The sequence below is a fragment of the Nonomuraea sp. NPDC050310 genome (assembly GCF_040655795.1).
Classification (GTDB): Bacteria; Actinomycetota; Actinomycetes; order Streptosporangiales; family Streptosporangiaceae; genus Nonomuraea.
Genome location: NZ_JBFAKP010000015.1, coordinates 108,081 through 129,393 on the forward strand (window position 1 = coordinate 108,081; position 21,313 = coordinate 129,393).

The following is a 21,313-nucleotide window of genomic DNA, read 5'->3' on the forward strand; positions in this document are numbered from 1 at the left end:
GCCCCGGCAACCCGGTACCGGGGCTCGGCGCGATGACGGCCGGCGGGTCAGTGCGCGGTGGCGCGGTGCAGCGCGGCGGCGGTGGCGATCTTGTGCGCCCGGGCCGCGTCCTCGATCTCGGCCGCGTCCGCCTTGGCCTCGATCAGCCCGAGCAGGTGGTCGTGCTCCTCCACCGACCTGCGGGCCCGGCCGGGCACGTAGGTGAAGGTGGAGCGGCGCATGTGGTCGAGCCGCGCCCACTCCGACTCCAGCAGCGCGTTGAGGTGCTCGTCCGGGCAGTGCCGGTAGAGGGAGAAGTGGAACTCCCGGTTGAGGGCGGTGAAGGCGGTGGGGTCGAACTCCTCCAGCGCCTCCTTCATCCGCTCGTTGATCTCGCGGGAGACCTGGACCTGCGCCGGGCTCATCCGCGGCGCGCAGATGGCCGTGGCGTAGCCCTCCAGCCGGGCCAGCACGTTGAGCGTGTGCTCCACCTGGACGGAGTCGAAGACCGCGACCCGCGCCCCGATGTTGCGCACCACCTCGACCAGCCCGTCGGACTGCAGCCGCCGTACCGCCTCGCGCAGCGGGATCGTGCTCACCCCGGTCTCCCGGGCGAGCTGGTCCATCACCAGGCGGTAGCCGGGCCCGTAGGTGCCGTCGAGGATGCGCGAGCGCAGCAGCTCGTAGCTGAGCTCCGCCTTGGACCCCTCGACGGGTTTCTTCCTCGCCCCCATGCTCACCTTTCCAGGACCTCCACGATCGCGGCGCGAAACTCCGCGCCGGTGAGCGCCTCGGCGTGTCCGCCGGGCACCCGCACCAGCCGGGCGCCCCCGGCTAGCTCGACGATACGCTCGATCCCCCACGTCATCACGTCGTCGGCCCCGGCCACCAGCACCGGCGGCGTGGCGCCGGCCCAGCCGGCCGGCTCGAACGGGGTCTCGCGCAGCCCCCGCACGCAGGTCGCCAGCTCGGGCGGGATCATCGAGGTGAGCGGGTCGTCGCCGTCCCGGCCGATCTGGTCGGGGTCGACGGTGGCGAACGGCTCGACCGGCGCGAGGCCGCCGAGGATCACCCGGCCGACCCGCTCGGGGGCCAGCACGGGCAGCTCCCACGCCAGCCGCGCGCCGAGGGAGTAGCCGACGACGTCGAACTCCCCCTCCATCAGGCCGAGCAGCTCGGCGGCCTGGGCCGGGGCGTGGGCCTGAGCGGCGTCGTCGAAGGGCGGGCTCTCGCCGTGCCCGCGCAGGTCGGGCACGGTCACGTCGAAGCCGCGCAGGGCCAGGTCGCGGGCGGTGCCGGTGGCCACCCAGTCGCGCCAGCCGTCGGAGGCGAAGCCGTGGACCAGCAGGACGGCCCGGCCGCCGGGGGTGCCGAAGCGTCGCGAATAAAGTCCCATACGATTTTGTATCTTATCTCAGTCGCCCACCGGGAAGTCCACGACCACCTGGCCGGTCCCGGTCGAGCCGAAGTACGGACACAACTGCTCGCCACGGCCGCGGTAGCCGCGCCAGCCCAGCATGCCGAAGAGCATGGCGGTGTCGGCCATGGCCCCCTCGCCGGAGCAGCGCAGGTTGTAGTCGGGGAGCATGTCGAGGAAGTCGGCGATGCGGCCCTCGGTCCACATGTCCAGCACGGCCAGGTCGACCTTGCGGTTGAAGTCGCTGCTGACCTCGTTGAGCAGGGTCTCGGCCACCTCGTTGGCCGGGAAGGCGTGCGAGAGCGAGCCGCTGGCCAGGAAGGCGACCCGGCGGTCGGAGCGCTTGACCGCCCGCGCCAGCGCCTCGCCGACCCGGCGGTTCTCCTCGATGGAGGAGTAGATGTTGCAGCCGATCGGCAGCACCCGCAGCGCCGAGTCCTCGTTCATGAAGTGCATCGGCACCAGCGTGGCGTACTCCAGGCCGAGGTCGGCGTAGGTGTGGACCATGGCCTTCTGGCCGCCGGCGGAGATCTCCTGGCGGATCAGCTCGGCGAGCTCGGGGTCGCCGGGGTAGTCGTAGGCCAGGTCGTGGATGAAGTGCGGCAGCTCGTGGCTGGCGTAGGAGTCGCGGTGGCGGGCCTTGCCGTTGAGGTGGAAGCCGATGCTGTTCATCCAGTGCGTGTCGGCGATCAGGAAGGTGTCGGCGCCGCGTTCGCGGGCGCGGTGGCCCACCTCGGCGAGCGCCAGTTCCGCCGGGCGGCGGATGCCGAAGTGCTTGCCTGGCTGGATGGACAGCCAGATGGACGGCACGTGGGTGATCTTGGCGGCGAGGACGAGCTCTCCCATCACGCGCCCCCTTGGCCCAGGTCATATGTGGTTAAGCCGGTCATCGTGCACCAGCTCCTCTCTGCTGCGGAGTCCGCCTCTTGGACAAATCATGTACGATTTGCGATATTGTCGTCCATACTTTCCCGTGTACCATCGACGGAGGCGGCATGGACCACCCGCTGGGACTGTCCCCCGGGAAGATCATCGCGACGCACCTCAACTTCCGGAGCAGGGCCCTGGAGCGGGGCCGCCGGCCCGAACACCCCTCCTACTTCCTGAAGCCTCCCTCCTCGCTGTCGTGGTCGGGAAGGCCCGTCGTGCGGCCGGCCGGCACCAGCCTGCTCGGGTTCGAGGGCGAGATCGCCGTCGTCCTCGGCCGCCGCGCCCACCGTGTCTCCCGGGCCGAGGCCTTGGACTGCGTCGCGGGCTACGCCGCCGCCAACGACTTCGGCCTCTACGACTTCCGCCACGCCGACCAGGGCTCCAACCTGCGGGCCAAGGGCCACGACGGGTTCACCCCGATCGGGCCCGCCCTGGTGCCGTCGGTGCGGTGGCTGCGCACCTACCTCAACGGCGAGCTGGTGCAGGAGGCCTCGATCGACGAGCTGCTCTTCCCGGTCGACCTGCTCATCGCCGACCTGTCGCGCTTCATGACCCTCGAACCCGGCGACATCATCCTCGCCGGCACCCCCGCCGGAGCCTCGGTGGCCGCGCCGGGGGACGTGGTGGAGGTGGAGCTCGACTCCTCCGGGCGGCTGCGCACGCCGGTGACCGAGGGGCCTGCCGTACCGGATCTGGGGGTGCAGCCCCGGGTGGACGAGACGGTCAGATCCGCCGCGTACGGCTCGCGCCCGCCCGGCCCGGTCCTGCCCGAGGCGCTGGCGAAGGCCCTGACCTCCGTCTCCACCGCCACGCTCTCCGCGCAGCTCCGCAAGCACGGCGTCGAGCACCACTTCGTCGAGGGCGTCCGCCCGGCGCGGCCCGGCCTGCGCATGGCCGGCGTGGCCAGGACCCTGCGCTACGTCGCGCTGCGCGAGGACGTGGCGGCCGAGCGCGGCGGCGGCATGAACGCGCAGAAACGCACCGTCGAAGAGCTGCGTCCCGGCGAGATCCTGGTCATCGAGGCGCGCGGTGACCTGGGCGCCGGGACGCTGGGGGACATCCTGGCCCTGCGCGCGCTGCGCAGGGGCGCGGCCGGGGTGGTCACGGACGGCGGGCTGCGCGACAGCCCGTCGTTCGCGACGCTCGACCTGCCGGTCTACTACGGCGCCCCGCACGCGGCCGTGCTGGGCAGGCGGCACGTGCCCATGGACTCGCAGCTCCCGGTGACCTGCGGCGGCGTGCTGGTGCTGCCGGGCGACGTGCTGGCCGGCGACGCCGAGGGCGTGGTGGTGATCCCGCGCGCCCTGGCCGAGCGGGTCGCCGCCGCGGCGGTGGAGCAGGAGCGCGAGGAGCGGTTCATCCTCGACCGGGTGGCCGAGGGCGCCTCGATCGAGGGCCTCTACCCGCTGGGGCCGCGCTGGCGGCAGGAGTACGAACGAAGCAGGAGCGACGAAGGAGGCGAGCGGTGAGGTTCCGATCCGATCCCGCGGCGATCAGGGGCTCCATCGCCCCCCTGGTGACGCCCTTCACCGCCGACGGCGCCCTGGACGAGGAGTCCCTGCGCGCCCTGGTCGGCTGGCAGATCGAGCAGGGCTCGCACGGCATCTCCACCGGCGGCTCGACCGGGGAGCCGGGCGCGCAGAGCACCGAGGAGCGGGTGGCGGCGATGCGGGTGGTGGCCGCCGAGGTGGCCGGCCGCGTGCCGTTCGTGCCGGGCACGGGCTCGGCCCGCCTGGACGAGACGCTGGCGCTGACCGAGGCGGCCGAACGGCTGGGCGCCGACGCGGTCCTGGTCATCACGCCCTACTACGCGCGGCCGTCGCAGGAGGCGCTGTTCCGGTGGTACTCGGCGGTCGCCGGGGAGTTCCCCGGGCTGCCGATCGTGGTCTACAACGTGCCCTCGCGCACCGCGGTGGACATCGCGCCGGAGACGGTCGGGCGGCTGCGCCGTACGCACCCGAACATCGTGGGCATCAAGGAGACGACCAAGGACTTCGAGCACTTCTCCCGGGTCCTGCACGAGTGCGGGCGCGACTTCCTGATGTGGTCGGGGATCGAGCTGCTGTGCCTGCCGCTGCTGGCGATCGGCGGGGTGGGGTTCGTGAGCGCGGCGGCCAACCTGGCGCCCGCGGCGGTGGCGGAGATGTACACCGCCTACGTGCAGGGCGACCGCGAGCGGGCACTGGAGCTGCACTACGCGCTGCACCCGATCGCCGACCTGCTGTTCGTGGAGACCAACCCGGCCCCCGCCAAGCACGTGCTGGCGCGGTGGGGCCGGATCGCCTCGGGGTGCGTACGGCCCCCGCTGATCACCCCCACCGAGGCGGGCATGGCGAGGATCGACGTTCTGCTGGCCCAGGGCAAGGAGATCATCCGGTGAATCTGGAGCACTACATCGACGGCAGGCACGTGCCGAGCGTGTCCGGCGCCACCTTCACCACGCTCAGCCCGACCACCAACCGGCCCGGCCACACCGTCTGCGCGGGCGACCGCGACGACGTGGACGCCGCGGTCGCCGCCGCGCTGAAGGCCTTCACCCACGGCCCGTGGCCCCGCACCGGCCACGAGCAGCGGGCCGAGGTGCTGCGCTCGATCGCCGCGGTGATCGAGGCGCGCGACGAGGAGATCGCCGCGGTGGAGTGCGCCGACACCGGCCTGCCCATCACCCAGGCGCGCGGCCAGGCCCGCCGCGCCGCGCACAACTTCCGCTACTTCGCCGACCTGATCACCACCCTGGGCGACGCCACCTACCAGACCTCGAACCAGCTCAACTACGTCATCCGCAAGCCGATCGGCGTCGCCGGGCTGATCACGCCCTGGAACACCCCGTTCATGCTCGCCACCTGGAAGCTCGCGCCCGCGCTGGCGGCCGGCTGCCCGGTCGTGCTCAAGCCGGCCGAGTGGTCGCCGGCCAGCGCGGCGCTGCTGCCGGCCATCATGGAGGCGGCGGGCCTGCCTCCGGGGGTGTTCAACCTGGTGCACGGCATCGGCGAGAGCGCCGGGCACGCCCTGGTCACCCACCCGGACGTGCCGGTGCTGTCCTTCACCGGCGAGACCACCACCGGCCAGACGATCATGCGCGAGGCCGCGCCGCACCTGAAGACCCTGTCCATGGAGCTGGGCGGCAAGTCGCCGCTGGTCGTCTTCGCCGACGCCGACCTCGACGCCGCCCTGGACGCCGCCGTCTTCGGCGTCTTCTCCCTCAACGGCGAACGCTGTACGGCCAGCTCCCGCGTGCTGGTACAGGACGACATCTACGAGGAGTTCGTCGCCCGGCTGGCCGCCCGCGCCGCCTTCGTCAAGGTCGGGCCGCCGGAGGACCCGGCGACCGAGCTGGGCGCGCTCATCCACCCCGAGCACTACGCCCGCGTGCTGGGCTACGTCAGGACCGGCATCGAGGAGGGCGCCCGCCTGGTCACCGGGGGGCACCGCCCGCCGCACCTGCCGAGCGGCAACTACCTCAACGCGACCGTCTTCGCCGACGTCACCCCGGCCATGCGCGTCTTCCAGGAGGAGATCTTCGGCCCGGTGGTCTGCGTGACGCCCTTCTCCGGCGAGGCGCAGGCGGTCGAGCTGGCCAACGCCACGCGGTACGGCCTGGCCGCCTACCTGTGGACCCGTGACCTGCAACGGGCCCACCGGCTGGCCCAGGCGATCGACGCGGGCATGCTGTGGATCAACAGCCACAACGTGCGCGACCTGCGCACCCCGTTCGGCGGCGTCAAGCACAGCGGCCTGGGGCGGGAGGGCGGGCGGCACAGCCTCGACCTGTTCACCGAGCCGCACACCGTGCACGTGGCCACCCAGGACCACCCCATCCCCCGCTTCGGCACCTCGTAGCCGCCCGGCCGGGGGCGGCCTTGCCCTCCCCGGGGCGGAGGGACCATGATCGCTTGCACGTGTCCCTCCGACCCCTGGCGGTGTCCGACCTTGAGCATCCGAGACGACATGCCCCTGCTGGCCCGGCACGAAGGTGACTGGGAGGGCACCTACACCGTCGTCGACCGCGACGGCCGGGTCACCGACCGGCACACCGCCCACCTCACCTGCGCCCTGCCCGGCGACGGCTCGCACGACTACTACCAGATCAACCGCTACACCTGGCCGGACGGCCGGACCGAGGAGCACCACTTCCCCGGCCGCTACCTCGGCGGCGGCCGGTGCCGCTTCGACACCGACCGCATCATCGGCGAGTTCTGGGAGGCCGACGAGCACACGATCTACCTCAACTGGGTCTACAAGGCCGACCCGAGCGTGCGGTTGTTCGAGCTCATCGTGCTCAGCCAGGACGGGCACCACCGCAGCCGCACCTGGCAGTGGCTGAAGGACGGGGTCTGCTTCCAGCGCACGCTCATCAACGAGACCCGGGTCCGAGATGGGTCCACACGCCCTTGACCTCGGTGTAGGCGTCGATCGCGTAGGGGCCCATCTCGCGGCCCCAGCCGCTGGCCTTGTACCCGCCCCAGGTGGTGGCCGCGTCCGGCACGTGGATCATGTTGATGAAGATCGCCCCGGCCCGGATGCGGGCGGCCAGCCGGTGCGCGGTGGACAGGTCCCGCGTCCAGATCGACGCGGCCAGCCCGTACTCCAGGGCGTTGGCGCGGGCGACGAGCTCGTCGGGGTCGTCGTAGGCGAGCACCGGGATGACCGGGCCGAAGACCTCCTCGCGGGCGATCGCCATGTCGTCGGTGACCCCCGCGAAGACGGCCGGCTCGTAGAAGAAGCCCGGCCGGTCCACCCGCCGCCCGCCGCCGACCAGGTCGGCGCCCTCGTAGACCGCGCCGCGCACGTGCGCGTCGACCGAGCGCAGGTGCTCCTCGCTGACCAGCGGGCCGAGCCAGCTGGCCGGGTCGTCACCGGGGCCTATGCGCAACGCGGCGGCGCCGGCCGCCATCTTCTCGGTGAACTCATCGGCCCGCTTGCGGTCGACGTAGAAGCGGGCGTAGGCGGCGCACACCTGGCCGCTGTGGAAGAGCGCGCCGGTCAGGTTGCCCGCCACCGCGGCGTCCAGGTCGGCGTCGGCGGCGATGATGCTCGGGGCCTTGCCGCCCAGCTCCAGGGTCAGCCGCTTGAGCCCGCCCGCCGCGGCGCTCACCAGGGAGCGGCCGACCTCGGTCGAGCCGGTGAACGAGATCTTGTCCACGGCGGGGTGGGCGGCCAGCGCCCGGCCGGTGCCGGGGCCGCCGGTGAGCAGGTTGACCACGCCGGGCGGGAAGCCCGCCTCACTCATCAGCTCGACGAGCCGGACCGTGGACAGCGGGGTCTGCTCGGCGGGCTTGATGATCACCGTGTTGCCGCAGGCGAGGGCGGGGGCGAGCTTCCAGGCGGCGATCATCAGCGGGAAGTTCCACGGGGTGATCAGCGCGCAGACGCCCACCGGCTCGCGCCGGGTGTAGTGGAGGGTGTCGGGGAAGGCGACCGGGAGCACCGCGCCCTGGATCTTGGTGCACCAGCCGGCGAAGTAGCGGAAGTGCTCTGCCGTACCGGGGACGGAGACCTCGCGGGCGACGCCGAGGAGCTGGCCGCTGTCGCGGCTCTCCAGCTCGGCCAGTTCCTCGGCGTTCGCCTCGATCAGGTCGGCGACGCGCCACAGCAGGCGGGCGCGCAGGTGTTCGGGGTGGGCCGCCCAGGCGTCGGCGGCCTCGCGGGCCGCGCCGACCGCGCGGTCCACGTCGGCGGGGCCGGCCTCGGCGCAGGTCGTGATGACCGTGCCGTCGGCGGGGTTGAGCGTGGGGAACGAGCGGCCGGTCGCCGCTGGGCTCCAGGCACCGCCGATGAACAGGTCTGACATCAGGACATGTCCTCTCTCGCACCAGGAGCCGGCGGGACTCGGGGGGCGGGAAGTAGGGAGGGCGGGGACTCGGAGGGGGCGGGGACTCCGGGCGGGGACTCGGGGGCGGAGGGAGGGGTCTTATACGAAGGCGAGGGTGGGGAGGTCGACCGCGGTGGCGCCGCCGTCGGCGACGAGCACGGAGCCGGTCATGATCGCGCTGTCGTCGGAGGCCAGGAACAGGCAGATGCTCGCGATCTCCTCGGCGGTGGCCGGCCGGCCCAGCGGGACGTCCTTGGTGACCAGGGAGTAGGCCTGCTCCCGGGAGATGCCGTGGCGTTCGGTCAGCTCGTCCATCTCGCCGTCGGCCATGGGGGTGCGGACCCAGCCGGGGCACAGGCAGTTGGCGCGCACGCCGTGCCGGCCGTAGTCGCGGGCGATCGAACGGGTCAGCCCGATGAGGGCGTGCTTGGCGGTGACGTACCCCGCGACGGTGGGCCCGGCGGCCAGGCCGGCGATGGAGGAGACCACCACGATCGCGCCCCGCGCCTCGATCAGGGCGGGCATGGCCTCCCGGCAGGTGACGAAGCAGGTGTCGAGGTTGGCCGTCATGCTCAGCCGCCAGTCGGCGTCGCTCGTCTCGGCCAGCGCGCCGAACCCGTGGCCCCCGGCGTTGGCGACGACCACGTCCAGGCGGCCGAAGCGGGCCAGCGCGCTGTCCACCGCCGCACGGGCCTGGGCGGTCTCGGCCATGTCCGCGCACGCCACCGCCGCCACCAGCTCCTCACCTCCGGGGGCGTCGAGCTGCGCGGCGACCTCGTCCAAGAGCTCCTTGCGCCGGCCGGCCAGCACCACCCGGGCGCCCTCGGCGGCGAAGCGGCGGGCGGTGGCGGCGCCGATCCCGGTGCCCGCGCCGGTGATGAGGGCGACCTTGCCCTGCAACCTCATCGCCTACTCCTTTCGAGCGGAAAACTATATGATTTCATAGACGACTTCATGGAGGAAGAAACCATGTCTTCCGGCTGGAAGACCATGGACGACTTCGCCCCCGGGATCGCCACCAACCGCCTGCCCGCGACGGACCGCCTGGCCGGGACCGCGTTGCGGCTGGCCTTCGCCGACGGCTCCGCCACCCGCCTCGACTTCCGCACCGGCGCCGAGCTCAGCGCGGACGGCGGGCCCGCGCAGCCGTACGAGGCGGTGCCGGTCCGCGAGGACCTGCTCTTCCTCGGCCACGGCCACCCGGAGGAGCCGCGCAGGCACACGGTCACGGTCGTGCACACCGGGCTCGGCCGCGCGCTGCGGATCACCTCCACCATCGCCGAAGAAGCGGTCCCCGGCGAGCCCCGGGTGGCGCAGGCCTTCACGCCGGGCACGGTCGAGGGCACGCCGGTGCGCGGCGAGCCGCCGGCCCCGACGCGCGAGCTCATCGGGCGGCGGGCGCTGTACCGTTATTCTCCGGACCACCTCTACGAGCACGTCTACCTGAGCTCCACCCGCTACGCCTGGCAGTGCCTGGTGGGCGCGCAACGCGGCCACGGTGACGTGGACCTGGCGGCCACCTGGAAGCTCGCCGACGACCTGTACGTCTTCACCTTCCGCGAGTTCCGCATCCCGGTCGCGGCCACCTGGCTCTACGACTGGGCGGCCCGGCGCACGGTCGGCACCTTCTTCGGCCTGTCCGGCGCCGGTGAGATCCACGCCTCGCCCGGCGGCGCGCACATCGAGCCGCTGGGCACGGTCACCTACCCCCCAGGAGAGGAACCGGCATGATCACCAAGAACCTGCTGGCCGTACGCGAGTCCTACGCCGCCTCGGCGCGCGGCGACGTGGCGGGCGTCCTCGCGGCGCTCGCGCCGGACGCCCGGTGGACGGAGATGGCCGGCTTCCCCTGCGCGGGCACCTACGTCGGGCCGGACGAGGTGCTCAAGGGGGTGTTCGCCCGGCTCGGCGAGGAGTGGGAGGGTTTCGCCGCCGAGCCGGAGGAGTACGTCGACGCCGGAGACGTGATCGTGGTGATCGGTGTCTACCGCGGCGTCTACCGGGCGACCGGCAAGGCGATGCAGGCCCGTTTCACCCACGTCTGGAAGCTGTACGACGGGACGGTGATCGGTTTCGAGCAGTTCACCGACACGTTGCTGGTCGCCAGGGCGATGCAGCCCTGACCGCCCCGCGGGCCGGGTCAGACCAGGGCGCGCACCCGGCGCATCACCTCGTGGCAGAAGGCTCCCACCCGGCCGGGGTCGTCGAGGAACTGCGAGGGCTTGATGCAGAAGGTGGTGTACCCCTCGGCCATCCGCTGCGGGATGTGCTCCAGCGCCGGCCCGAGCGGCGCGCACGAGCCGGCGTCAGCGAAGAGCGCCCGCGTGCCGCCCGCCAGCTCCAGCCCGGGCCGTACGGCCAGCAGCGCCTCGATGTCGGCGGCGGGCGGGTAGCCGAGCGGGTTGAAGCCGCTCCCCCACCGCCGCACCCGGCGCAGCAGGTGCTCGCTGAGCCCGGCGCCGCCGAACCACAGCACCGGGCCGGTGGGCCGGTAGGCCTTCGGCTCGAAGTAGACCTCGTCGAACCGGTAGAACTCGCCGTGATAGGACACCGGGGACTCCCGCCAGAGCAGCTCCCAGATCTCCAGGTGCTCGTCCAGCATCCGCCCGCGCCGGCCGAAGTCGACGCCGAGCGCGGCGTACTCGTCGCGGCTCCAGCTCACCGTCGGCAGCACGATGAGCCGGCCCCGGGCCAGCAGGTCGAGCGTGCCGAGCTCGCGGGCCAGCAGCAGCGGGTGGCGCAGCGGCGCGAGGACCGCCGCGGCGGCCAGGCGCAGCGTGCTGGTCACCGAGGAGATGGCGGCCAGCAGCGTCAGGGGCGAGGGCCAGGGGGTGAAGGGGTCCTGGTTGCCGGGCAGGGCGTACTCGCGCGGGTTGGCCATCCGGCCGCGGGCGCCGGCGTCGGGGCCGAGGACGACGTGCTCGCTGATCATCACGGAGTCGAAGCCGGCCTCCTCCGCCTCGCGCGCCCAGCGCACCAGGACGGGCAGGTCGCGGGCCGGGGTCATGGTCCAGTTCTCGGAGAGCACGAGCTGCATGCGAGGAACGTTCATACCCGCACGATAAGACCAAAAATCGCTCTTGCCAGCCTTTGTTAGGAACCGTACGATCCGGTCACCCGTCACGCACGAGAGGCCCGCGTCATGACCGGTTCGAGAGCGCTCGTCGTCCTGTCCCTGGCCGCGCTACTCCTCGCGGCGACCGGCTGCGGACTCGCCGACGAGCCCGCCGCCAGCCAGGGACCCGGCGACACGATCAAGGTGGGCGCCGTGAGCTCGCTCAGCGGCCCGGTGACCTTCCCCGACTCCTCCGCCGCCGCCAAGGCGGTCTTCGACCGCGTCAACGAGCAGGGCGGCATCGGCGGCCGCCGGATCGAGTACCTCGTGGCCGACGACAAGGGCGACCCGGCCGCCGCCGCCCAGGCCGCCCGCGACGTGGTCACCAACCAGGGCGCGGTGGCGCTGGCCGGCTCGGCCAGCCTGCTCGACTGCGCGGTCAACGCGCCCTTCTACGCGCAGGCCGGCATCGTCTCGATCCAGGGCACCGGCGTGGACCCGACCTGCTTCGAGTCCCCCGCGATCTCGCCGGTCAACACCGGGCCCTACCTCAACATGGCGATCAACCTGTACTACGCCTCCGAGGTGCTCGAGCACGACAAGGTCTGCCTGTTCCTGGCCATCCTCGGCAACACCAGCGACGCCTACGGCGGGGCCGTGCGGAGCTGGACCGCGCTCACCGGCAAGCGGCTCACCCTCGACGACCGCACCGTCAAGCCCGACTCCGACCCGACCCCGTTCGTGCTGCGGGCGCGCAACGCCGGGTGCCAGGCGGTGCTCTACAACGGCACCGAGCCGATGGCCATCGCCTGGATGAAGGTGGTCAAGCAGCAGAAGGTCACCGGCGTCGACTGGCTCATGACCACCGCGCCCTACACCGAGGCGGTCGCCCGCGCGCTCGGCGCCGACGGCGAGGGCACCTACGCCAACGCCGAGTTCGAGCCCTTCACCGACGCCGGGTCGGCCGCGCTCAAGGACTGGCGGGAGCTGATGACCGCCAGGAAGGTGCCGCTGACCTCGTTCGGGCAGGGCGGCTACCTGGCGGCCACCTACCTCGTCGAGACGCTCCGGGGCATCCAGGGGCCGATCACCCGCGAGGCGGTCACCCGGGCGTTCAAGACGCTCAAGCCCGTCCGGCACCCGCTGGTCGGCACGCCGTACGAGTTCGGGCCCGCGGCCAAGCACCGCTCCAACCGGGCCGGGAAGATCGTCCAGCTCAGGGGCGGCAGGTGGGAGGTGGTCACCCCGGAGTGGGTGCGCTATCCGGGGACGCTCGACTGATGCTCCAGGGCCTGCTCTCCGGACTGGCCGCCGGCGGCACCTTCGCCGCCCTCGGCCTGCTGCTCACCGCCATGTACCGGCTCACCGCCACGGTCAACCTCGCCGTCGCCGCGATCGGGGTGGCCGGGGTGTACGTCATGGCCGCGCTGACCGAGTCCGGCCTGCCGTACGGCGTGGCCGCGGCGGCGGGCGTCGCGGCGGGGGCGCTGCTGTCGGCGGGCTGCGGCGCGGTGATGGTGCGCTGGTTCGCCGCCGGCGACGCCCAGACGCGCACCGCGGTGTCGATCGCCCAGCTCATCGGGATCATCGCGCTCGCCTACATCCTGTTCGGCGACACCCCGCGGGTGCTGCCCAACCCGGCCTCCGGGGCCGCCGCCGAGCTGGCCGGCGTGGTGATCACCTGGGCGACGCCCGCGTTGCTCGCCCTCGCCGCGCTCCTCGGCGGCGGCACGCACCTGCTGCTCACCCGCACGCCGCTCGGGCTGCGGCTGCGCGCCATGGCCGAGCGGCCGGTGACCACCGAACTGCTCGGCATCGGCACCCGCCGGCCGGCCGTCGTCCTGTGGGCGGCGACCGGCGGGCTGGCCGCGCTGGTGCTGCTGCTGGTCGCGCCGGTCCGGTCGAGCGACATCCTGTCGCTCAGCATGCTCATCGTGCCCGCGTGCGCCGCGGCGCTGGTCGGCGGGCTGACCCGGCTGTCCGGAGCGCTGCTGGGCGGGCTCGCGCTCGGGCTGCTGGAGGGGGTGCTGGCCGGCTCGGCGGCGTTGCGCGAGTACCGCGACGCGGTGCCGTTCGCGGCGATCCTGCTCATCCTGATGTGGACCCGGCGGCGGGAGGTGTGGGATGCGGCCCGCTGACCGCCTCGTCCGCGCGGGGCTGGCCGCCGCCGGCGCCCTCCTGCTGTACGGCGTGGCCGCGACCCTGCCCGCCTACTGGGTCTTCCTCGCCACCTCGGCGGTCGTGTCGGGCGTGCTGCTGCAGAGCCTGGGCGTGGTCGCCGGGCGGGCCGGGCTGGTGTCGCTGTGCCAGGCGGCCTTCGCGGCCATCGGCGCCTGGACCACCGCCCAGCTCAACGTGTGGGCGGTGCCGGGCGGGCTGTGGGTGTGGCTCCCGCTGGCGGGGCTCGCGGCGGTGCCGCTCGGGGTGCTCGTCGGGCTGCCGGCGCTGCGGCTGCGCGGGGTGCACCTGGCGATCGTCACGCTCGGGTTCGCGGCGACCGTGGACGTGGTGCTGGCCACCTCGTCCTTCCCGGGCGTCGCCCAGGGGCTCACCGTCGGGCGGCCCGCCGGGCTGGCGGCGGAGCGGCAGTACTTCCTGTTCTGCTGCGGGGTGTTCGCCCTGGTGGCGGTGGCGCTGGCGGTGGTGGGGCGGACGCGGCTGGGGATCTCGTGGCGGGTGCTGCGCGAGTCCGAGCGGGCCACCGCCGCGGCCGGGACCGGGGTGCCCGGGGCCAAGCTCAGCGCCTTCGCGGTGAGCGCCTTCGTGGCGGGGCTGTCGGGGGCGTTGCTGGCCGGGCAGCTCGCGATGGTGGTGTCGCGGAACTTCGACCCCGGGCAGTCGCTGACCGCCTACGCGGTGGCGGTCATGGCGGGGGCTCACCACGCCGAGGGCGCTCTGCTCGGTGGGGCGCTCGGGGTGCTGATCTCGGAGCTGTTGCGGCGCTTCGAAATCCCGCAGCAGTGGGCGAACGTCGTCTTCGCCGTCGGGGCGCTCCAGGCCTTCACCCAGGGCTCCGGCCTCAGCGACGCCCTCCGCGCCCGCCTCCGCCGCCTTCCCCTCCGCCGTCTTCCCCTCCCCCGACCCTCTGAGACCCCATCGACAGCCCCATCCTCTCCTGATCAGGCCCCCCTTCCTCCACCCCAGCCCGCTACGGCCCTGCAGGTCTCCGGGCTCGGGGTCCGGTTCGGCCAGGTGACCGCCCTCCACCAGGTCACCCTCACCGTGCCCGGAGGCACCGTCCACGGCCTGGTCGGCCCCAACGGCGCGGGCAAGTCCTCCCTGGTCGACGCGATCACCGGCTTCGTCCCCTGCACCGGCACGGTGTTCCTGTCCGGCACCGACCTCACCACCGCCCCCGCCCACCGAAGGGCCCGAGCGGGCCTGCGCCGCACCTTCCAGCAGGACCGGGTCCCCACCACCCTGACCGTCGAGGAGTACCTCCGCTTCACCGCCCGCCGCCACCTCACGCACGAGGACCTGGCCGAAGCGCTCCACGACCTGGTGGACCTCCCGCCCACCCACCGCATCGAGGAGCTCGACACCGGCACCCGCCGGCTGCTGGAGGTCGCCGGCGCCCTCCTGGCCCGCCCGGTCCTGGCCGTCCTGGACGAGCCGGCCGCCGGCCTGGGCCAGGCCGAGACCGAACGCCTCGGCGCCTGGCTGAACACCGCCCCGGCGCGCTTCGGCGCCGCGGTGCTGCTCATCGAGCACGACCTGGACCTGGTCCGGGCCACCTGCGAGCGGGTCACCGTCCTCGACTTCGGCACGGTCCTGGCCGAGGGCCCGCCCGCCGAGGTCTTCGCCACCCCCGAGGTCCTGCGCGCCTACCTGGGCGAGGAGGTCACCGCATGACGCTGGTCCTGGAGCGGGTGACGGTGGCCAGGGGCGCCCAGCCCGTGGTCCGCGAGGTCAGCCTGGTGGCCCGGCGGGGCGAGGTGACCGTGCTGCTGGGCCCGAACGGCGCGGGCAAGACGACGCTGCTGGAGGCGGTCTCGGGCGTCCTGCCCACCCGCGCCGGCCGCGTCACCCTGTCCGGTCACGACCTGACCGGCCGCCCGCGCACCCGCCGGGCGGCGCTCGGCCTGGCGCACGTCGAGCAGGGCCGGACCGTCTTCGCCACGCTCACCACGGCCGAGAACCTCGCCCTGACCGGCGAGCCGGCCCGCGCCCTGGAGCTCTTCCCCGAGCTGGGCCCGCGGCTGGACGTGCGGGCCGGGCTGCTGTCCGGGGGCGAGCAGCAGATGCTCGTGCTGGCCCGGGCGATCCTGCGCCGCCCGGCCGCGTTGCTGCTGGACGAGATGTCCCTGGGCCTGGCCCCGGCGATCGTCCGGCGGCTGCTGCCGGTCATCCGCGCGCTGGCCGGCGAGGGGTGCGCGGTGCTGCTGGTCGAGCAATTCGCGCACACCGCCCTGACCCTGGCCGACGCCGCCTACGTGCTGGCGCGCGGCGGCCTCACCTACGCCGGGGACCCCGCGCCCCTGCGGGCCGACGACTCCGCGCTGCGGCGCGCCTACCTGGGAGACCATCGCGATGACGGGCGCTGACCTGATCCTGGCCGGGGGCCGCGTGCTGACCATGGACGCGGCTCTGCCGTACGCGAGCACCGTGGTGGTGCGCGGCGGCGAGATCGTGCACGTCGGTGAGGACGCCGGCGGGTGGCGCGCCGCCGAGACGGTCGAGCTGCGCGGGCGGGTGGTGCTGCCCGGCCTCAACGACTCCCACCTGCACGGCGTCGGGTACGGCCTGCACCGGCCGCCGTTCTGCCTGGACGTCGCGCTGGAGTCGATCGCCGCCGTCCGGGCCGAGGTGGCCCGGGCGGTACGGCGGGCGCGGCCCGGCCAGTGGATCCGCGGCATCGGCTGGCATCCCGGACGGCTGGCGGAGTGCGTGGCCGACCCCGGCCGCCAGCCGGTCGCGGCCGATCTGGACGAGGTGGCGCCCGAGCATCCGGTGCTGCTCCAGGACTTCTCCGGCCACGCGGTCTGGGTCAACAGCCTGGCGCTCGAGCTGGCCGGGGTGGAGTCGGACGGAGGCGTGCTGCACCACGCCGACCAGGCGCTGGTGCAGCGGGCGGCGCCGCATCCGGAGGGCGGGCTGACCGCGGTGGCGCGCGACGTGGTGGCCGAGCTGAACCGGCTCGGCATCACCAGCTTCACCGAGCCGGGCCTGGGGCCGGGCGGGGAGGAGGCCTTCGCCGGCGGGATGGGCACCGGCGCGCTGGAGGCGTACGCGGCGCTGGCCCGCTCGGGCGAGCTGACCGCGCGGGTGAGCGTGCTGGGGTTGCCGAGCGCGATGTCGGGGGCCTCGGCCGCCGACACCGTGGCTTGGCTGGCCGCGCCGCCCGACCTGGCGGGGATCTCGCCGCGGCTGTTGCGGCTGCTCGGGGTCAAGGTCTTCGCCGACGGCATCCCGCCCTCGGAGACCGCGTGGATGCGCGAGCCGTACCCCTCGGGCGGGCACGGGGCGCTGTGCACGCACGGCGCGAGCACGGGCGAGCGGGTGGCCGAGCTGGCGGAGATCGTCCGGCTGGTGCACGAGGCCGGCTGGCAGCTCGGCGTGCACGTGGTGGGCAGCCGCGGGGTGGACGCGGTGGCCGAGGCGCTCGCGGCGGCGCAGGACCGCCACCCGCGCAAGGACGCGCGGCACTACGTGATCCACGGACAGTTCGCGTCCGAACAAGCTCTGGCGCGGCTGGCCGCGCTCGGCTGCGGGATCAACCTGCAGCCGGTGCTGCAGGCCATGGAGGCGGGCACGACCCGGGCGCTGTTCGGCGAGGACCTGGTGCGCACGGAGTGGCCGGCCCGCTCGGCGGTCGAGGCGGGCGTGGTCACGGCGTGCAGCTCGGACGCGCCGGTCACCCGGCCCGACTGGCGCGCCGGGGTGGCCGCGCTGGTGGCGCGCGAGGGCGAGGGCCTCGATCTGGAGGCCGCCCTGCGCACCTACACGATCGCGCCCGCCTGGCAGGACCACGCCGAGACCTGGAAGGGCTCGATCACCCCGGGCAAGGTCGCCGACCTGTGCGTCAGCGCGGCGACCAGCCCGCACGAGCTGACCGAGGCGCCGGTGGAGCTCACCCTCTTCGGCGGGCGGGTGGTCCACGGCGGGTGATTGTTCGGGGCCGAATATGATGGGCGACCATGACCGGACACCACACCCTGCGCCAGACCGAGGAAGCCGTCGGCGAGCGCCTGGGCGGCCTCAACCTCGACTTCGAGGCGATGTGGGCGGTGTCGAACATCTACCGCGCCTCCTCGGCGATCCGCAACCACCTGGAGCAGACCGTCCTGCGGGACACCGGGCTGACCTGGACCGGGTTCGTGGTGATGTGGGTGGTCTGGATCTGGGGCGAGAGCGAGACCCGGCACGTGGCCGCCGAGGCGGGCATCTCCAAGGCGACGCTGACCGGCGTGGTGCGCACCCTGGAGTCCTACCGGCACCTGCGCCGCACCCAGCACCCCACCGACCGGCGGCGCGTGATGCTGGCGCTCACCCCGACCGGCGAGCGGCTGATGCGGGAGCTGTTCCCGGAGTTCAACCGGCAGGAGGCTTTCGTGGTCAAGGAGCTCGACGGGGAGCGCCGCCGTGAGCTGGCCGCCTCGCTCCGGGCGATCCTGGAGCACCTCGAACGGAGTTAGAGCGCGGTGAGGGTGTCCTGGAAGTACCGCCAGGAGTCGGCGGCGTCGCCGCCCTCGGTGTGCGGGGCGCGGAAGAGCTCCAGGTAGACGGCCAGGTCGTCGAGCTGCCAGCGCAGCCGGTAGAAGCCGAGCAGGCGCGGGTCCGGCTCCCGGCCGGAGACGTGGGCGTAGTGGTCCAGGTCGCCCGGCTCGGTGGCGGCCAGCCACAGGTCCCGTTCGGGGTGGGCGAGCGCGACGGTGTCCCAGTCGATCAGCTTCACCCGGCCGTCGTGCCAGAGCAGGTTGCCGGGGTGAGGCTCACCGTGCGTCACAACCATGTTCGCTCTACCGTCGAGGGTGGCCGCGGTGTGGTCGAACTCGGCCAGCCTCGCTCGCAGGCGCGCCGCTTCGGCGCGCACCAGCTTTCGGGCCGGCTCGCCGTACGGCCCGGCGGTCCAGGGCTGGTCGAGGGCGGCGAGGGCCCGGTCGAGGTGCGGCCGGGACTCGGGCACCGGGCTGTGCACCGGCAACCCCACCGGCGCCCTCCGGCCGTGCAACTCGGCGAGCGCGTCGAGCACCACCCGCCGCCGCTCGCCGGGCAGCCGTTGACCGAAGTGCCCGGACTCCCCCTCCACCAGTGGGAAGACACTCACCCCATACCGCTCACCGGCCCGCACCACCAGGTCCCCGCCCGGGGTGGGCACCGGCGCGACCACGCAGTCCAGCCCGAGCTTGGCAGCGGCGGCCAGGGCCGGGCCGGGGTCGGGGCGGTGCGCCAGATCGGTGGCGGTGACGAACCACCGCCCGGCCGTCCAGTGGTAGTCCCCGAACCCGACCGGAGCATAGACCGGGACCTCGGCGATTCCCCAGGCACGCAGCGTCGTGGCGAGGGCGGCGTCGCTCAGCCCTTCGGGACGGTCCTTCACGACGTGGCGGGCACCGGCTCGGCGGACAGAGCGGCCAAGAGCTCGTCGAGGGTCTGGCCGAGCGGGGCGTCGAGGCGCAGCATCGCGTGCTCGTCGCCACGCGTCGGCCCCTGGTTGACGATCGCGACCGGGATGGCCTGCCGAGCGGCATGCCGTACGAACCGGAACCCGGACAGCACCGTCAGCGAAGACCCCAGCACGAGCAACAGCCCCGCCTCGTCGGTCAGCTCGAAACACTCGCTGACCCGAGCGGGAGGAACGTTCTCCCCGAAGAAGATCACGTCCGGCTTGAGCATCCCGCCGCAGGAGGCGCAGCCGACCACGGCGAAGCCCTCGATCTCGGCGTCGTCGAGCGCGACGTCGCCGTCCGGGTTCACCCGGGCACCGTCCGGATGAAGCTGGAGCCCCGCGGCCGCCGCCCAGTCGCTGTTGGCCTCGCGCAACCGCCGGTCGAGCTCCTCGCGGCCGGTGCGCTCACCACACTCCAGGCACCGCACCCGGTGCAGGCTGCCGTGCAGCTCGACCACCTCGCGGGCCCCGGCCGCCTGGTGCAGGCCGTCCACGTTCTGGGTGATGATGCCGGACACCAGCCCGGCCCGCTGCAGCCCGGCGACCGCGCGGTGACCGCGGTTGCACGGGGCCTGGGCCACGTGCCGCCACCCGAGATGGCTGCGCGCCCAGTACCGGCGGCGGGCCGCCTCGCTGCCGGTGAACTCCTGGTAGGTCATCGGCGTGCCCGACCGCCGCCGCCCGCTCGGCCCCCGGTAGTCGGGAATGCCGGACTCGGTGGAGAGCCCGGCGCCGCTGAGGACCACCACGCCCCCGTCGGCCACGAGATCGGCCAGCACCGCCATGTCACTCACAAGGGAAGGCTACCCGCCGCCCGGCAGCAGCCCGCTCCCTGCGGCATGGTGACCTCATGGCAACTCACCCCCACGCCGTCCTCACCCGCCGCCTGTACGGCCTGGCCGGCCGCGGCGACCTCGCCGGCTACCTCGCCCTGATCGCCGACCACGCCGTCTTCCACATCGGCGGCGACAGCCTCGTCACCGGCGAGCACCGCGGCAAGGAGGCCATCATCCGGCTCGGCCGGCTCGTCCACGAGGAGACCGGCGGCACCTTCCGCACCGAGCTCCTCTCCGTCCAGGCGAACGACTCCTACGCGGTCACCCTGCACCGCTGGACGGCGGAGCGCCGCGGCGAACGCATCGAGATGGACAACTTCAACGTCTACGGCTTCGAGCACGGCCTGGTCGTCGCCCGCTGGGAGTACGTGGCCGACCAGGCCGCTCACGACACCTTCTGGCGCCGCCAGGGTTCATAGGGGAAGGCTGCCGGTCGCAGACCAGGTGGAGCCGGTGGAGCGGTAGGCGTCGATGGTGCGTTCGGCGATGCGCATCTGGTGGATCTCGTCGGCGCCGTCGGCCAGGCGGGCCCAGCGGGCGTGCTGGAACATGTGCGCGAGCGGCGTGTCCGTCGAGTAGCCCAGGGCGCCGTGGACCTGGATGGCGCGGTCGACGATGCGGTTGAGGGCGCCGGCGACGAAGTGCTTGGCCATGGAGACCTCGGTGCGGAAGTCCTCGCCCTTGTCGATCTTCGAGGCGGCGTGCAGGACCATGAGCTTGGCCTGGTAGAGCTCCATGGCCGAGTCGGCGATCAGCCACTGGACGCCCTGCTTGTCGGCCAGCGCCGAGCCGTGGCTGCGCCGGTTGAGCGCCCGGTCGACCATCATGTCCAGCGCGGTCTCGGCCTGGGAGATCCAGCGCATGCAGTGCGCCAGCCGGGCCGGGCCGAGCCGGTACTGGCCGAGCCGGTGGCCGTTGCCGCGCCCGCCGAGCACCTGGGAGTCAGGGACGCGCAGGTCGGTGATGACGATCTCGCTGTGCCCGGTCGAGCCGTGCATGGTCTCGACCTCGCGCACGTCGTTCCAGCCGTCGGCGGGCAGGTCGACGAGGAAGGCGGTGTTGGCGCCGCGCGAGCCCTCCGGGACGTCGTGCTCGGTGCGGGCGATCAGGATGGCGAAGTTCGCGCGGCGGGCGTTGGAGATGAACCACTTGTGGCCGTTGATGACCCACTCGTCGCCGTCGCGCTCGGCGCGGGTCTGGATCAGCGTGGGGTCGGAGCCGGCCACCTCGGGCTCGGTCATCGCGAAGCACGACATCTTCGTGCCCTCGGTGAGCGGGCGGAGGTACTTCTCCTTCTGCTCGTCCGTGCCCCAGCGCAGCAGGGTGTGCATGTTGCCCTCGTCCGGCGCCATGCAGTTCAGCACCCACGGGCCGAGGCGCGTCTTGGCCGCCTCCGCCTGCACCATGGCGAGCTCCACGTGGCCCAGGCCCATGCCGCCCCACTCCTTCGGCATGTGCGGCAGCCACAGGTTCCTGGACCTGGCCTCCTTGCGGAGGTCGAAGATGACGCGCAGGTAGTCGTCGCGTCCCAGCTCCCCCTCGGTGGCGGGGATCACGGTCTCGCGGATGAACTCGCGCACCCGGGAGCGCAGCTCCTCGTGCTCGGGGGCGAGGGTGAAGTCGATGGCCATGACGCTCCTCAGGGGTGGGTTCGCGGCCGGTCCGGCACGGAGGG

At 73.4% G+C, this 21,313-nt stretch carries 22 protein-coding genes; 13 read left to right on the forward strand and 9 right to left on the reverse strand.

The annotated features are described in order from the left end of the window. Nucleotides 1-47 precede the first annotated feature (47 nt). The 3 genes from AB0I67_RS29380 to hpaD are packed head-to-tail and all read right to left on the reverse strand — an operon-like array spanning nucleotide 48 to nucleotide 2,242. Complete coding sequence (locus AB0I67_RS29380) at nucleotides 48-713, reverse strand: GntR family transcriptional regulator (protein ID WP_357929732.1); 666 nt, start codon at nucleotides 711-713, stop codon at nucleotides 48-50. A 2-nt stretch (nucleotides 714-715) separates the two neighbouring features. Continuing rightward, nucleotides 716-1,375 (reverse strand): alpha/beta fold hydrolase, encoded by a 660-nt coding sequence (locus AB0I67_RS29385; protein WP_357929734.1) that lies wholly within the window; start codon nucleotides 1,373-1,375, stop codon nucleotides 716-718. Nucleotides 1,376-1,393: 18 nt separating this feature from the next. Further along, entirely contained in the window at nucleotides 1,394-2,242 is an 849-nt protein-coding gene (gene hpaD / locus AB0I67_RS29390) for a 3,4-dihydroxyphenylacetate 2,3-dioxygenase (protein WP_357929737.1), read from the reverse strand. A 149-nt stretch (nucleotides 2,243-2,391) separates the two neighbouring features. Between hpaD and AB0I67_RS29395 the strand changes: the two genes are divergently transcribed. The 4 genes from AB0I67_RS29395 to AB0I67_RS29410 all read left to right on the forward strand — a co-directional run bounded on the left by AB0I67_RS29395 (nucleotide 2,392) and on the right by AB0I67_RS29410 (nucleotide 6,721). Next, on the forward strand, nucleotides 2,392-3,795 hold the full coding sequence (locus tag AB0I67_RS29395; protein WP_357929739.1) for a fumarylacetoacetate hydrolase family protein: 1,404 nt from the start codon (nucleotides 2,392-2,394) through the stop codon (nucleotides 3,793-3,795). After that, nucleotides 3,792-4,706 carry a 4-hydroxy-tetrahydrodipicolinate synthase gene (gene dapA, locus AB0I67_RS29400; RefSeq protein ID WP_357929742.1) on the forward strand — a complete coding sequence of 305 codons (915 nt, stop codon included), beginning with the start codon at nucleotides 3,792-3,794 and terminating at the stop codon, nucleotides 4,704-4,706. Before AB0I67_RS29395 ends, dapA begins: the two co-directional genes overlap by 4 nt. Beyond that, nucleotides 4,703-6,166, forward strand: coding sequence for a 5-carboxymethyl-2-hydroxymuconate semialdehyde dehydrogenase (gene hpaE / locus AB0I67_RS29405; RefSeq protein WP_357929745.1), 1,464 nt, complete (start codon nucleotides 4,703-4,705; stop codon nucleotides 6,164-6,166). Before dapA ends, hpaE begins: the two co-directional genes overlap by 4 nt. 90 nt (nucleotides 6,167-6,256) lie before the next feature. Next, a complete protein-coding gene (locus AB0I67_RS29410) occupies nucleotides 6,257-6,721 on the forward strand; it encodes a hypothetical protein (protein ID WP_357929748.1) in 465 nt (154 codons plus the stop codon). Here AB0I67_RS29410 and AB0I67_RS29415 read toward each other — a convergent pair. Further along, nucleotides 6,681-8,117 (reverse strand): aldehyde dehydrogenase family protein, encoded by a 1,437-nt coding sequence (locus tag AB0I67_RS29415; RefSeq protein ID WP_357929751.1) that lies wholly within the window; start codon nucleotides 8,115-8,117, stop codon nucleotides 6,681-6,683. The two genes, AB0I67_RS29410 and AB0I67_RS29415, sit on opposite strands and share 41 nt — an antisense overlap. A gap of 120 nt (nucleotides 8,118-8,237) precedes the next feature. Next, complete coding sequence (locus AB0I67_RS29420; protein ID WP_357929753.1) at nucleotides 8,238-9,044, reverse strand: SDR family NAD(P)-dependent oxidoreductase; 807 nt, start codon at nucleotides 9,042-9,044, stop codon at nucleotides 8,238-8,240. 63 nt (nucleotides 9,045-9,107) lie between these two features. On the opposite strand from AB0I67_RS29420, the gene AB0I67_RS29425 reads away from it, so the two are divergent. Together AB0I67_RS29425 and AB0I67_RS29430 are read left to right on the forward strand one after the other, a co-directional pair. Continuing rightward, the gene (locus AB0I67_RS29425; protein WP_357929756.1) at nucleotides 9,108-9,869 is read left to right on the forward strand and encodes a MoaF C-terminal domain-containing protein; all 762 of its coding nucleotides are present in this window, start codon (nucleotides 9,108-9,110) and stop codon (nucleotides 9,867-9,869) included. Then, a complete protein-coding gene (locus AB0I67_RS29430; RefSeq protein WP_357929758.1) occupies nucleotides 9,866-10,261 on the forward strand; it encodes a nuclear transport factor 2 family protein in 396 nt (131 codons plus the stop codon). The genes AB0I67_RS29425 and AB0I67_RS29430 overlap by 4 nt, the downstream gene beginning before the upstream one ends. A 17-nt stretch (nucleotides 10,262-10,278) precedes the next feature. On the opposite strand, the gene AB0I67_RS29435 is transcribed toward AB0I67_RS29430, so the two are convergent. Continuing rightward, complete coding sequence (locus AB0I67_RS29435) at nucleotides 10,279-11,190, reverse strand: TIGR03619 family F420-dependent LLM class oxidoreductase (protein ID WP_357929761.1); 912 nt, start codon at nucleotides 11,188-11,190, stop codon at nucleotides 10,279-10,281. Between the two features lie 90 nt (nucleotides 11,191-11,280). Here AB0I67_RS29435 and AB0I67_RS29440 point away from each other — a divergent pair, with 90 nt between their 5' ends. The 6 genes from AB0I67_RS29440 to AB0I67_RS29465 are packed head-to-tail and all read left to right on the forward strand — an operon-like array spanning nucleotide 11,281 to nucleotide 17,828. Continuing rightward, nucleotides 11,281-12,474: an ABC transporter substrate-binding protein gene (locus tag AB0I67_RS29440; RefSeq protein ID WP_357929764.1), complete on the forward strand. Its 1,194-nt coding sequence runs from the start codon at nucleotides 11,281-11,283 to the stop codon at nucleotides 12,472-12,474. Continuing rightward, on the forward strand, nucleotides 12,474-13,331 hold the full coding sequence (locus AB0I67_RS29445; protein ID WP_357929765.1) for a branched-chain amino acid ABC transporter permease: 858 nt from the start codon (nucleotides 12,474-12,476) through the stop codon (nucleotides 13,329-13,331). Before AB0I67_RS29440 ends, AB0I67_RS29445 begins: the two co-directional genes overlap by 1 nt. Further along, nucleotides 13,318-15,045 (forward strand): ATP-binding cassette domain-containing protein, encoded by a 1,728-nt coding sequence (locus tag AB0I67_RS29450; protein ID WP_357929768.1) that lies wholly within the window; start codon nucleotides 13,318-13,320, stop codon nucleotides 15,043-15,045. Before AB0I67_RS29445 ends, AB0I67_RS29450 begins: the two co-directional genes overlap by 14 nt. Then, nucleotides 15,042-15,737: an ABC transporter ATP-binding protein gene (locus tag AB0I67_RS29455; RefSeq protein WP_357929771.1), complete on the forward strand. Its 696-nt coding sequence runs from the start codon at nucleotides 15,042-15,044 to the stop codon at nucleotides 15,735-15,737. Before AB0I67_RS29450 ends, AB0I67_RS29455 begins: the two co-directional genes overlap by 4 nt. Next, complete coding sequence (locus AB0I67_RS29460) at nucleotides 15,724-17,301, forward strand: amidohydrolase family protein (protein WP_357929773.1); 1,578 nt, start codon at nucleotides 15,724-15,726, stop codon at nucleotides 17,299-17,301. Before AB0I67_RS29455 ends, AB0I67_RS29460 begins: the two co-directional genes overlap by 14 nt. Before the next feature lie 29 nt (nucleotides 17,302-17,330). Beyond that, nucleotides 17,331-17,828 carry a MarR family winged helix-turn-helix transcriptional regulator gene (locus AB0I67_RS29465; RefSeq protein WP_357929776.1) on the forward strand — a complete coding sequence of 166 codons (498 nt, stop codon included), beginning with the start codon at nucleotides 17,331-17,333 and terminating at the stop codon, nucleotides 17,826-17,828. On the opposite strand, the gene AB0I67_RS29470 is transcribed toward AB0I67_RS29465, so the two are convergent. Both AB0I67_RS29470 and AB0I67_RS29475 read right to left on the reverse strand, forming a co-directional pair. Continuing rightward, nucleotides 17,825-18,733 carry an aminoglycoside phosphotransferase family protein gene (locus AB0I67_RS29470; protein ID WP_357929779.1) on the reverse strand — a complete coding sequence of 303 codons (909 nt, stop codon included), beginning with the start codon at nucleotides 18,731-18,733 and terminating at the stop codon, nucleotides 17,825-17,827. The genes AB0I67_RS29465 and AB0I67_RS29470 overlap by 4 nt on opposite strands. Next, nucleotides 18,730-19,587, reverse strand: coding sequence for an NAD-dependent protein deacetylase (locus AB0I67_RS29475; protein WP_357929932.1), 858 nt, complete (start codon nucleotides 19,585-19,587; stop codon nucleotides 18,730-18,732). The genes AB0I67_RS29470 and AB0I67_RS29475 overlap by 4 nt, the downstream gene beginning before the upstream one ends. 65 nt (nucleotides 19,588-19,652) lie before the next feature. Here AB0I67_RS29475 and AB0I67_RS29480 point away from each other — a divergent pair, with 65 nt between their 5' ends. Next, nucleotides 19,653-20,057, forward strand: coding sequence for a nuclear transport factor 2 family protein (locus AB0I67_RS29480; RefSeq protein WP_357929781.1), 405 nt, complete (start codon nucleotides 19,653-19,655; stop codon nucleotides 20,055-20,057). On the opposite strand, the gene AB0I67_RS29485 is transcribed toward AB0I67_RS29480, so the two are convergent. Continuing rightward, nucleotides 20,052-21,269 (reverse strand): acyl-CoA dehydrogenase family protein, encoded by a 1,218-nt coding sequence (locus AB0I67_RS29485; RefSeq protein WP_357929784.1) that lies wholly within the window; start codon nucleotides 21,267-21,269, stop codon nucleotides 20,052-20,054. The genes AB0I67_RS29480 and AB0I67_RS29485 overlap by 6 nt on opposite strands. Between the last annotated feature and the right edge of the window lie 44 nt (nucleotides 21,270-21,313).